The 12309-nt window shown below is 68.0% G+C and carries 9 protein-coding genes; all 9 read left to right on the top strand.

Going from position 1 to position 12309, the window contains the following annotated elements:
- Nucleotides 1-11: 11 nt before the first annotated feature.
- Complete coding sequence (gene ehuA / locus EGT29_RS18325; protein ID WP_124690323.1) at nt 12-782, top strand: ectoine/hydroxyectoine ABC transporter ATP-binding protein EhuA; 771 nt, start codon at nt 12-14, stop codon at nt 780-782.
- A gap of 99 nt (nt 783-881) precedes the next feature.
- A complete protein-coding gene (locus EGT29_RS18320) occupies nt 882-1565 on the top strand; it encodes a response regulator transcription factor (protein WP_124690322.1) in 684 nt (227 codons plus the stop codon).
- Nucleotides 1562-2986 (top strand): HAMP domain-containing sensor histidine kinase, encoded by a 1425-nt coding sequence (locus EGT29_RS18315; RefSeq protein ID WP_238160089.1) that lies wholly within the window; start codon nt 1562-1564, stop codon nt 2984-2986. The genes EGT29_RS18320 and EGT29_RS18315 overlap by 4 nt, the downstream gene beginning before the upstream one ends.
- 122 nt (nt 2987-3108) lie before the next feature.
- Nucleotides 3109-4221 carry an efflux RND transporter periplasmic adaptor subunit gene (locus EGT29_RS18310; protein WP_124690321.1) on the top strand — a complete coding sequence of 371 codons (1113 nt, stop codon included), beginning with the start codon at nt 3109-3111 and terminating at the stop codon, nt 4219-4221.
- A 9-nt stretch (nt 4222-4230) separates the two neighbouring features.
- Nucleotides 4231-7350, top strand: a complete 3120-nt coding sequence (locus EGT29_RS18305; protein ID WP_124690320.1) for an efflux RND transporter permease subunit — start codon at nt 4231-4233, stop codon at nt 7348-7350.
- Nucleotides 7343-8563 carry a TolC family protein gene (locus EGT29_RS18300; protein ID WP_124690319.1) on the top strand — a complete coding sequence of 407 codons (1221 nt, stop codon included), beginning with the start codon at nt 7343-7345 and terminating at the stop codon, nt 8561-8563. Before EGT29_RS18305 ends, EGT29_RS18300 begins: the two co-directional genes overlap by 8 nt.
- A 106-nt stretch (nt 8564-8669) precedes the next feature.
- A complete protein-coding gene (locus EGT29_RS18295; protein WP_124690318.1) occupies nt 8670-9839 on the top strand; it encodes an ABC transporter substrate-binding protein in 1170 nt (389 codons plus the stop codon).
- Nucleotides 9840-9952: 113 nt separating this feature from the next.
- On the top strand, nt 9953-11518 hold the full coding sequence (locus tag EGT29_RS18290; protein ID WP_124690317.1) for an acyl-CoA carboxylase subunit beta: 1566 nt from the start codon (nt 9953-9955) through the stop codon (nt 11516-11518).
- The gene (locus tag EGT29_RS18285; protein ID WP_161567869.1) at nt 11515-12285 is read left to right on the top strand and encodes a GntR family transcriptional regulator; all 771 of its coding nucleotides are present in this window, start codon (nt 11515-11517) and stop codon (nt 12283-12285) included. Before EGT29_RS18290 ends, EGT29_RS18285 begins: the two co-directional genes overlap by 4 nt.
- Nucleotides 12286-12309 lie beyond the last annotated feature (24 nt).

Below are 12309 nucleotides of genomic sequence, written 5' to 3'. Positions count from 1 at the left end.
AAGGAGGAAGCATGAGCGCCAGTGTCACGTTGGAGAATGTTCGCAAGCGCTACGGCGACGTCGAGGTGCTGCGAGGCATCGATCTGCACATTCCGGCTGGCCAGACGGTCGCGCTGATCGGCCCGTCGGGATCGGGCAAGTCCACGCTGCTGCGGCTGCTGATGACGCTGGAGCGGCCCGATGCCGGCCGCGTGCTGATCGACGGCGAATCCATGTGGACCGAGCCGCGGGGCGGCCAGGAGGTCCCGGCCCGCGCCGCCCACCTGCGCAGGGTGCGGGGCCGGATAGGCATGGTGTTCCAGCACTTCAACCTGTTCCCCCACATGACGGCGCTGCGCAACGTGGCCGAGGCGCCCAGGCACGTGCTGGGGCTGGGCCGCGAAGAGGCCGAGCAGCGGGCGCGCGAGTACCTGGACATGGTGGGGTTGGGCGACAAGCTGGACCAGTATCCGGGCAAGCTTTCCGGGGGCCAGAAGCAGCGCGTGGGCATCGCTCGCGCGCTGGCCATGCGGCCCGAGGTCATGCTGTTCGACGAGGTGACCTCGGCGCTGGATCCGGAGCTGGTGGGCGGCGTGCTGGAGATCATGCGGGAATTGTCCGCGCGGCGCACCATGACGATGATCATCGTGACGCACCAGATGAAGTTCGCCGAGTGCAGTTCCGACCGCACGCTGTTCTTCGAAGGCGGCCGCATCGTCGAGGACGGCCCGTCCGCCCAGGTGTTCGGCCATCCGGCCGAGGCGCGCACGCGCCAGTTCCTCGAGGCCGTCATCGAGGCCTGAGCGGGCGGGCCCCCATCGCGGCAACGAAGGGTAGACTATAAGGAGCCCGGCGCCGTCCATGCGCGCCGGATCCTCATCAGTCGGGAATCGTTAGCCGCCATGCGTTGCCTGGTCATCGAAGACGAAGTCGATACTTCGCGCTATATCTGCAACGGCCTGAAGGAAGCCGGCCACGAGGTGGCGGCCTGCCGCGACAGCGCCGACGGGCTCAATCGCGCCATGACCGAAGCCTGGGATGTCATCATCCTGGACCGCATGCTGCCCAACGACGTGGACGGCCTGTCCATCCTGACCACGCTGCGGGGCATAGGCAAGACCACGCCCGTGCTGATCCTGAGCGCGCTGGCGGGGCTGGACGAGCGCGTCAGAGGGCTGCGCGGCGGCTGCGACGACTATCTGACCAAACCGTTCGCGTTCTCCGAACTGGCGGCCCGGGTCGAGGCCCTCTACCGCCGGGCCAGCGCGCGCGACGACGTGCGCGAACTGCGCATCGCCAACCTGCGGGCCGACCTGACCAAGCGCACCGTCGAGCGAGACGGCAAGACCATCACGCTGCAGCCGCGCGAGTTCCGCCTGCTGGTCTACCTGCTGTTGAACCAGGAACAGGTCGTGACCCGCACCATGCTGCTCGAGGCGGTCTGGGACTATCGCTTCGATCCGCAGACCAACGTGATCGACGTGCAGATCAGCCGCCTGCGCAACAAGATCGACAACGGCTTCACGCCCCCTCTGATCCATACCGTGCGCGGGGTGGGGTACATGATTTCGGCGGCGCCGCGTTGAGCTCGGCCTACGACGACTATCCCGGCCGCCAGACCGGGCCGCTGGCCTTCGTCCGGCGCCTGTGGCAGTCGGTCGCGTTCCGGCTCGCGCTGGGCTATGGCGTGTCGGTGGTGCTGTTCATGATGGTGCTGCTGTCGGTGCTGTACGTGCAGACCATCGGCGTGCTGCAGAACCGGATCGACCGGCAACTGATCTCGGCCAACCACCGCATGGTCAGCCATTTCGAGGCTTACGGCCTGGAGCGGCTGGCCGACGACATCACCGAGACCTTGACCGACGGCGTCAACTCCGACACCGAGGTCTACCTGCTGACCACCGCCGCGGGCAAGAAGGTGGCCGGCAACATCGCCGTTTCCCGGGACCTGCTCAAACCCACCTTCGGGATCGTGGAAAAGCAGGTGCTGCGGGACGGGCGCATCTCCTACAGCCGGTTCCGCACGGAACTGCTGGCCGACGGCTCCGTCCTGCTGGTCGGCCGCGACATGCGCGACCAGAAGGACCTGGAACAATTGGTGGGCAACGCGTTGATGGCGGCGGCGGTGGTCTCGGTGCTGCTGGCCATCATCGGCGCCATCGTGTTCCGCGACCAGCTCGAGGGCCGGGTCGGCGCGATCCGGCGCACCGCCGCCCAGATCGAGGCCGGCGACCTGACGCAGCGCATCCCGGTGTCCGGCAAGGACGACGAATTCGCGCGCCTGAGCCACGACATCAACCTGATGCTGGACCGGATCGAGATACTGATGGACGGCGTGCGGCACGTCTCCAACACCATCGCCCACAACCTGCGCACGCCGCTGTCGCGCATCCGCGCCAAGCTGGAGGTGGCCAGCCGCCCGGGCACGGACCCGGCGCAGGTGGCCCAGGCCACGACGTTCGCCATCCGCGAGATCGAGGAACTCACCATCGTCTTCGACAAGCTGCTGCAGATCGCCGAGGCGGAGTCGGGCGCGCGGCGCCAGGCTTTCCAACCGGTATCCCTGAATGACATCGTGGCCGACGTGGTGGAGCTGTACGAGCCGGTGGCCGAGGAAAAGGGCGTGGAGCTGCGCGTGCGCATGGACGAGGACGTCATGGCGGCGGGCGACCGGGACCTGCTGGCCAGCGCGGTGGCCAATCTGCTGGACAACGCGATCAAGTATGCCGGCAGTCCCGCCCGCGTCACGGTCAGCACGCGGCGCGACAGCGACACGGTTTCGCTGGTGGTGCAGGATAACGGGCCGGGCATCCAGGCCATCGAACGTTCCAAGGTGGGGACCCGGTTCTTCCGGCTGAACCGCCGCGTGCCGGGCTACGGCCTGGGGCTGGCCAGCGTGACGGCCATCGCCAGCCTCCACAACGCGTCGCTGGATCTGGACGACGCCGCCCCCGGCCTGGTGGCCCGTATCACGCTGCCCAGGCTGGGGAACATGACTAAACGGTAATGTTTCGGCCATGCTTTCCCGCTCGCCCGGTCGCTAACATCACGCGATCCGGATTTCGAGTACGTTGCGCCGTGGGACGCGTCGACGATCGGTCCGAGCCGTAAAATCGTCAAAGGGTTCTCATGCCGCGTTTTGCCCATTTCGTCGCCGTCACCTGTCTGCTTGCCCTGGCGGCATGCTCGGACAAGCAGGAAGCTCCCCCGGCTCCCACCGAAAACGCCGCGCCGCTCGCGCCCGGCCAGGTCCGCGTCAAGCCTGCTTCGCTCAAGTACATGGAAATCCAGGAAATGGGGACCCAGGGCGCGATGCACGTCGTCTGGGCGCCTGCCCGGGTGGCTTTCCGCGAGGAACAGGTGGCCGAGGTGGTGGCGCCGGCGTCCGGCCGCATTCTCCAGGTCCAGGCCCAGGTGGGCGACGTGGTCAAGGCCGGGGCGCCGCTGGCGACGCTGTCCAGCCCGGACGCCTCGCGCGTGCGCGCCGACTACGCCAACGCCCAGGTCGAACTGCGGGTGGCGCAGGCCGAAGCCAAGCGGCAGCGGCTGATGATGGAGAAGGGTATAGGCATCGAGGCCGAACTGGTCGTGGCCGAGGCCAAGCTGCAGGAAGCTCAGCATAACGCCGACGTGGCGTCGCGGGCGGCCAGCTTCCTGGGCGGCGGCGGCAGCGACACCCTGCTGCTGCGCGCGCCCCGCGCCGGCGTGGTCATCAACCGCAACACCATGCCCGGCGCGTCGGTGGGGCCCGATTCCGGATCGCTGTTCACCGTGGGCGACCCGACCGCGCTGTGGATCAACGCCGACGTTTTCGAGAGCGACCTCAGCGCCATCACCCAGGGGGCGGCGGTGCAGGTCGTGGTGTCCTCGCTCGATCGCCCGCTGGCGGGCAAGGTGTTGCGCGTGGGCTCGGCCCTGAACGCCCAGACCCGCCGCGGCCAGGTGTTCATCACGCTGGACGAGTCCAATCCCAACCTGCGTGCCGGCATGCTGGCACGGGCCGGCATCCAGAGCCGTGCCGCCGAAGGATTGTCGGTGCCCGTCACCTCGGTGCTGATCAAGGACGGCCAACGCTCCATCGTCTTCATCCAGGTGTCGGACAACGTGTTCGAGGCACGTACCGTGTCGCTGGGCCAGCCGTCCAACGGCTACATCCCCGTGTTGTCGGGCATCCAGCCCGGCGACAAGGTGGTCACCAAGGGCGGCTTGCTGCTCGACGGCGCCGCCAACCAACTGCTGTAAGGATCCGCCATGCGTTCACTAATCGCGCTGGTGGTCCATCGCCGCCTGGTGGCGTTGACCGCGACGCTGATCGTCGCCATCTATGGCGTCTACGCCTTCCTGAACACCGCCATCGAGGCGTATCCGGACGTCACCAACGTCCAGGTGGGCATCATCTCGCTCGCGCCCGGCCTGGCGCCGGAAGAGGTCGAGCGGCAGGTCACATTCCCGCTCGAGCGGGCCTTGAACGGGACCCCCGGCCTGGTGTCGCTGCGGTCCGAGAGTTATTTCGGGCTGTCGATGATCACCATGGTCTTCGACGACAAGACCAAGAGCTTCGATGCGCGCGTGCAGGTCACCCAGCGGCTGCCGTCGGCCGACCTGCCCGACGGCGTGACGCCGGAGATGGCGCCCGACAACACGCCGCTGGGCAAGATCTTCTATTACCGGCTCAACAGCGACCGCCACACGCTGGCCCAGCTGCGTTCGGAGCAGGAGTGGACCGTGGCCCGGGTCCTCAAGCAGATCCAGGGCGTAGCCGACGTGGTCAGCATGGGCGGCTTCGTCAAGGAATTCCACATCGAGGTGGATCCGGCCAAGCTGATGGCGCACAACCTGACGCTGGACCAGGTGGTCGAGGCCGTCTCGAAGTCCAACCAGAACGTCGGCGGCGGGCTGCTGCGCCGCGGCGAGCAGTCCCTGATCATCCGCGGTATCGGCCTCTTGCGCACGCCGCGCGACATCGAGACCATCGTGCTGGACGTGCACAACAACACGCCGGTGCGCGTCAAGGACGTGGCCCGAGTGGTGCAGTCGTACACGCCGCGCCAGGGTTCGGTGGGCATGAACGACGAGGACGACATCGTCGAAGGCATCGTGCTGCTCAAGCGCGACGAGAATCCCAGCAAGGTCCTGGACCAGGTCCACGCCAAGGTGGACGAGATCAACACGCACATGCTGCCCGCCGGCATGCGCATCGAACCCAGCTACGACCGCTCGCACCTGGTCGGCCATACGCTGCAGACGGTCTATCACAACCTGTTGTTCGGCGCGACGCTGATCGTGGGCGTGTTGTGGCTGTTCCTGCGCAGCCTGCGCGGTTCGCTCATCGTCGCGGTGGTCATTCCGCTGTCGCTGCTGGTGGCGTTCATAGGCCTGCACTTCCTGGGCATGCCGGCCAACCTCATTTCCATGGGGGCGATCGACTTCGGCATCATCGTCGACGGCGCGGTGGTGCTGACCGAGGCCATCATCCACAAGGCCAGGCTGCGAAAACCCTCTTCGCGCCGCGACATGTTCGAGCTGATCATCGAGGCCGCCATGTCGGTGGCCAAGCCGACGCTGTTCGCGATGGCCATCGTGATCGCGGCGCTGATCCCCGTGTTTTCGCTGGAAAGCATCGAGGGGCGCATCTTCCGCCCGCTGGCCATGACCTATACCTTCGCGCTGATCGGCGCGCTGGTGTTCGCGCTGACGCTGGTGCCCGCGCTGTGCGCGCTGCTGCTGCGCCCCAAGGACGTGGTGGCGCCCGAACCGGCGGTGTTCCTGCGCATGCATCATGCGTATTCCCGCTGGATCTCGCGCGTGCTGGAAAGCGGCCGCAACCGGCGCAACGTGTTTGCCGGGGCTATGGTGGCGCTGCTGCTGGGGTTGTATGCCGGCTCGCACCTGGGCACGGAGTTCCTGCCTGAGCTGGACGAGGGCGACGCCTACGTGCTCGTGCAGATGCCGCCGTCGATTTCGCTGGAGAAAGGGCAGGAGCTGCTGCGCACCATACGCACGCGGCTGAAAGAGGTGCCCGAGGCCATTTCCGTTACCAGCGAGCAGGGGCGGCCGGAGGACGGCACCGACAACGAGACCATCAATGTCGCCAAGGTGCTGGTGCGCCTGAAGGAACGCGCGCAGTGGCGCAAGGGCTTGACCAAGGACGAACTGGTGGCCCAGATGCGCCAGTCGCTGGCCGACATCCCGGGCGTGCAGTTCAACTTCGCCCAGCCCATCCGCGACAGCGTCGAGGAATCGACCTCGGGCGCGCGCGGCCATGTGGTGCTGAAGGTGTTCGGCACCGAGATCGAGACCATGCGCGGCATCCTGCAGCAAACCAAGGAAGTCGTCAGCCATATCGACGGCGTGGTCGACCTGGACCTGTACCGCGACGCCCCGGCGCCGCAGCTGCACATCGAGTTCAACCGCGACGCGTTGGCCCGCTACGGCATTTCCATGGAAGTGGCCGATACCGCGGTCGAGACCGCGCTGGCCGGCAAGGTGGTCACCACCGCCTGGGAAGGCGAGCGCAGCGTGCCCGTGCGGGTGCGCCTGCCGTATGTGGACCGGATGGACGAGGCGCGCATACGCGAGATTCAGGTCTCGGCGCCCGACGGCACCTACGTGCCGCTGCACGCGTTGGCGAGCATCAGCTTCAAGGTGGGCAACTCCTCGATCTTCCGCGAGGGCAACGCACGCTACATGGCGCTGAAGTTCAACGTCCAGGGGCGCGACATGGGCTCGGTCGTGAAGGATGCCATCGCCGCCTTCAAGAAGGACGTGAAGATGCCCGAGGGCTACATCGCCCAGTGGGGCGGCCAGTGGGAGAACCAGCAGCGGGCCTCGGCGCGCCTGAAGATCGTCGTGCCGCTTTCGCTGCTGGTGGTGTTCGTCCTGCTCTTCAGCGCCCTGGGCAGCGCCCGCAGCGCATCCATCATCCTGCTGACCGCGCCGTTCGCCATGATAGGCGGCATCATCGCGCTGCACCTGACCGGCATCGACCTGTCCATCAGCGCGGCGATCGGCTTCATCGCGCTCCTGGGGCAGGTGGCGCTGGCCGGCCTGCTGGTCCTGAGCGCGGTCGAGAACCTGAGGCGCGAAGGCGTGGCGCTGATCCCGGCGTTGATCGAGGGGGCCGCCGAGCGCATGCGCTCCATCCTGATGGTGGCGCTGCTGGGCCTGATCGGCCTTCTGCCGATGGCTTTGTCCACCGGCGTGGGCAGCGAGACCCAGCGTCCGTTCGCCTCCGTGGTGGTGGGGGGCATGGCGGTGCTGCCGCTGGTGGCGCTGTTCGTCCTGCCCGTGCTGTACGCCTGGCTGGGGCCCCGGCGCATGCTGACCGCCGAGGAGCGCGACGCGGCAACTATGGACAACGATCATGCGTAAGTATCTAGGTATCCTGCTGGTGGCGCTGTGCCTGCCGGCCGCGCGGGCCGCCGATATTCCCCCGGCGCTGGGCACCGAGGTGTCGCTGCCCCAACTGCTGGAGCTGGTCAAGACCTCCAGCCCCGCGTTGCAGGCCGAGCGCACGCAGGTGGCGATGGCCGAGGCCGACCTGATGACGGCGCAGACCTTCTCCAACCCCAGCGTGGGCTACACCCACAAGCGGGGCGAGAAGGAAACCACGATCTCGCAGGACATTCCCATCTTCGGCCAGCGCGGCGCCCGCATCGAGAGCGCCAAGAGCGGGGTCGAGGCGGCCCGGGCGCAACTGCGCCTGGTCTATGCCCAGGCCTTGCAGGACGCGGCGCGGGATTTCATGTCGCTGCTGGTGTCGCAGGAACGCGAGAAGCGCTGGCTGGACGCCAAGGACGACCTGGAAGGCGCCTTCCGCATCGTGCAGGGGCAGGTGCAGGCGGGTGCCCGCAGCCGCTACGACCTGACCCGGCTCGAGGTGGAGCGTGCCTCGCTGGACGCGCAACTGGCCCAGGCCCAGGCCGAGACGCTGCAGGCGTCGGCCCGGGTGGCGGCCGCCGTGGGCGCGCCGGCATGGCGGCCGCGCGCGGCCGGTTCCATCGTCTCGCACTGGACGGCGCTGAACTTCGACGCCATCTGGCCGCAGGCGCAGAACCGCCTGCCCACGGTGCGCGCCGCACTGGCCCAGCAGGCCTTCGCCGAGAAACAGCTGGAAGCCGAACGGCGCCAGGCCTATCCCACGCCCACCTTCATGGTCGGGCGGCTGAACAACAGCGAAGGCCGCAGCACCGAGTACGGCGTATCGGTGGCCATTCCGCTGTTCGATCGCAATCAGGGCCCCATCGCGCGTGCCGCCGCCGAGGCCGATGGCATGCGCTTGCGCAGCCGCGCCATCGTCGTGGCCGCGGAAAGCGAGCTGCGCCGCGCCACCGAGCAGCTCAGCCGCCGCCAGCAACTGGCCGACCGCTTCGAGAAGGAAGGCCTGTCCATGATCCCCCGGCTGCGGCAGATGGCGCAGGATTCCTACACGCTGGGCCGGGGCAGCATCCTCGACCTGGTCGATGCGATCCAGGCCGTGGCCGAGAAGAAGAACACCTATCTGGACCTGCTCGAGGCCGTGATGCAAGCGGAAGTGGACGTGCGCATCGCCTCCGGCGAGCTGGGGGCGGACCTGCTCGAATGACCCGGGAACGGCCCGCCGCCGCCCCCCCCCGGCGGCGTAAACTAGCGGACATGGCCGGCCCCACCGCGTGGGTTTTTTCCGGCCGGTTCTCATTCCGGGGGTTCAAATGAAATCATGGGCATTGCGCGGCTTCCTGCTGGCCGGGCTGGCGCTGGCGTCGGCCGCGAAAGCGGACATTACCGTCGGCATCGACCTCGCCACCACCGGTCCGGCCGCGGCGATCGGCATCCCGTCCAAGAACGTGGTCATGATGTGGCCGCCCACGCTGGGCGGCGAGAAGGCCAACTACATCATTCTGGACGATGCGTCCGACCCCACCAACACCGTTACCAACGTGCGCAAGCTCACGTCCGAGCAGCACATCGACGTCCTGGTCGGCCCCAACACCACGCCGGCCGCGCTGGCGGTACTGGACGTGATCGCCGAAAGCCGGACGCCCATGGTGGCCCTGGCGGCCAACGCCTCCATCATCGAGCCCCATGCCGATGCCAAGCGCAAATGGGCGTTCAAGATGCCGCAGAACGATTCGCTCATGGCCAGCGCCATCGTCGGCCACATGGCCCGCGCCGGCGTGAAGACGGTCGGCTTCATCGGCTTCAACGATTCCTACGGCGAGAGCTGGTGGAACGAGTTCTCGCCGCTGGCGCAGAAGGCCGGCATCAAGGTCGTCGCCAACGAGCGCTACAACCGCACCGACACCTCGGTGACCGGTCAGGTGCTCAAGCTGATGGTGGCCAAGCCCGACGCCATCCTGGTGGCGGCCTCGTCCACGCCGGCGCTGCTGCCGCAGAAGACGCTGGTGGACCGCGGCTACCGCGGCAAGCTCTACCAGACCCATGGCATCGCCACGCCCGAGTTCCTGCGCCTGGGCGGCAAGGCCGTGGAAGGCACGCTGTTCCCGACCGGCCCCGGTGTGGTGGCGCACGGCCTGCCGGCCTCGCATCCGGTCAAGAAGGTGGCCACCGAGTTCGTCGACCGCTATGAAGCCAAGTTCGGCGCCGGCTCGGTCACCCAGTTCGCGGGCGACGCCTGGGGCGCCTGGATGCTGCTGGACGACGCCGTGGGGCGCGCGCTGAAGAAGGGGGCCAAGCCCGGGACGCCGGCCTTCCGCGCCGCGCTGCGCGACGCGATCGAGTCGACCTCCAACCTGACCGTGCCCAACGGTGTGCTGAACATCTCGGCCAGCGACCACCAGGGTTTCGACGAACGTTCGCGCGTGATGGGTATCGTGCGCGACGGCAAATTCGCGTACGAAGGGGAAGGCAAGAGCAGGTAGGCGGGGCAAGGGGCGGACAGGGAGTCCGCCTTTTTTCTTGTTCAATAAAATTGTCGACAATAATAAAACAGGCAATTATAGTGAGCTGAATTTCACCGATCCCAGGAGACGGCATGAGCTGGCGGGCGGAAGCGGACGAGATCCGGCGCAGGCGGGAACTGGCGCGGGCATGCGGTGGCGAGGCGTCGGTGGCGCGCCAGCACGAGGCCGGCAAGCTCACGGTGCGCGAGCGCATCGGCAAGCTGCTGGATGCGGGTTCGTTCCAAGAGGTGGGGCAGTTGGCGGGGCGGGCGGTCTACACGGAAGGCAAGCTGACCGGCTTCGAGCCCGCGCCCTATGTCATGGGCCTGGGGCGTATCTCCGACCGGCCCGTGGCGGTGGGGGGCGAGGACTACACCATCCGCGCCGGCACCGGCTTCGGCAGCGACCGCCGCAAGGGTGGGCAGGGCGGCTTCGTCGAGGACCTGGCCTTCCACTACCGGATCCCGCTGGTCAACCTGATCGACGGCACTGGCGGCACCGTCAACACGGTCAAGCGCAAGGGCTATTCGGTCACGCCCGGCTACGGCCAGGATGGCTTCGAGCGTTCGGTGTCGCTGATGGGCATGGTGCCCGTGGTGAGCGCGGTCATGGGCACGGTGGCGGGCGGCCCGGCGGGGCGCGCCATGCTGGCCCACTGGACCGTCATGGTGCGCGACAGCAGCCAGATATTCGCCGCCGGCCCGCCGGTGGTCGAGCGTGCCTTCGGCGTCAAGCTGCACAAGAACGACCTGGGCGGCGCCAAGATCGCCGCCGACACCGCCGGCACCATAGACAACGTGGCGCCGGACGAGGAAACCTGCCTGGCGCAGATCCGGCGCTTCCTGTCGTACATGCCGCAGAACGCCTGGGAACTGCCGCCCGTGCTGATGTCGGGCGATCCCGTGGACCGCTGCGAGGACGCGCTGGTCGACATCGTGCCCCGTTCCGAGCGCCAGGCCTACAACATGAAGAAGCTGGTGGGCATGGTCGTGGACCGCGGGTCGGAGTTCGAGATCCAGCCGGGCTTCGGCCGGGCCGTCATCACGATGCTGGCGCGCATGAACGGCAAGGTCGTGGGCGTGGTGGCGAACAACCCCATGTTCGGCGGCATCGTCGACGTGAAGGCGGCACGCAAGCAGACGCATTTCATCGACCTGTGCGATGCCTTCAACATCCCGCTGGTCTTCTTCGTCGACGTACCGGGCCTGCTGATCGGCGTCGAGTCCGAATCCGAGGCGATCATGCGCTTCGGCATCCAGCAGCGCTACGTGCTGGCGCAGGCCACGGTGCCGATCTACACGGTGCTGGTGCGCAAGTGCTTCGGCGTCGCGGGCGGCAGCGTGATCGACCGCGCCGGGCTGAACTTCAAGATCGCCTGGCCGTCCGCCAGCTGGGGTTCGCTGCCCATCGAAGGGGGCGTCAAGGCGGCTTACCGGGCCGACATCCAGGGCGCCGCCGATCCGGCCGCGCGCGAAGCCGAGATCGAGGCCGAACTGCGGGCGCTGTCCTCGCCCTTCCGCACCGCCGAGGCCTTCGCGGTCGAAGACCTGATCGATCCCCGCGAGACACGGCCCTACCTGTGCCAGTTCATCGATGCCGCGCAGGGCCGGCTGCGGACCACGCTGGGGCCCAAGCTGCGCGCGGGAGTGCGCCCGTGACACCGGCACGGCCCGCGCCGCCCGACACCAGCCGCGCCGCGGCGTTCCTGCAGGCCTTCGAAGAGGACCGCGGCACGCCCATCGCGTTCTGGTGGGTGTTCGCCGGGCCGTCCAACACGCTGACGCTGCCCGAGCAGATCGCGGCCAGCGTTGGCGACCGCATCATCTCGCATGCCATCGCCCCGGGCGAATGGATACGCGAACAGGAAATCGGCCAGCAGTTCGGCGTCAGCCGCAGTCCGGTGCGCGAGGCCATGCGTCTGCTGGAGCGCGAGGGCGTGGTGCGCATACACGCCAGGCGGGGCGCCCGCGCGACCTTCCTGGCGCAGAAGGAAATCCAGGATCTGTTCGAGGTGCGCGCCAGCCTGGTGCGCCTGGTCGGGCGCCGCGCCGCCGAGCACCGTCCCGAGCGGCTGCTGGAGCTGCTGGAGATCGGTTTCTGCACCCTGGGCGAGACGGCCGACGATCCGGCCGCCGCGCGCCGCTACGGCGAGACCGCGGCCCAGATGACCCTGCTGTGCGCGGCGCTGTGCGGCAACGACCGCCTGTTCCCGCTGATCGCCTCGCTGTCCATGCAGATGCTGCGCTACACCAGCCTGGGGCTGAAGTCCCGGGATCGGCGCCGCCGTTCCATCGTCCTGTGGCGCGGCGCCATCGATGCCATCCGGCGCGGCGATGCCGACGCCGCTGAACAGTTTTTCGCCAGTCGCCTGGAAGAGAACTGGCGGGAGATCCGCCGTTTGCTGGAGACCGAAGTGATCGCGTAGACCACATTCCCGTCAGGAGGGAAG

This window comes from Pigmentiphaga sp. H8, from assembly GCF_003854895.1.
In the GTDB taxonomy this organism is placed as follows: Bacteria; Pseudomonadota; Gammaproteobacteria; order Burkholderiales; family Burkholderiaceae_B; genus Pigmentiphaga.
The sequence above is the reverse complement of the archived record's forward strand: the minus strand, read 5'-3'. Positions and strand labels throughout refer to the sequence as shown.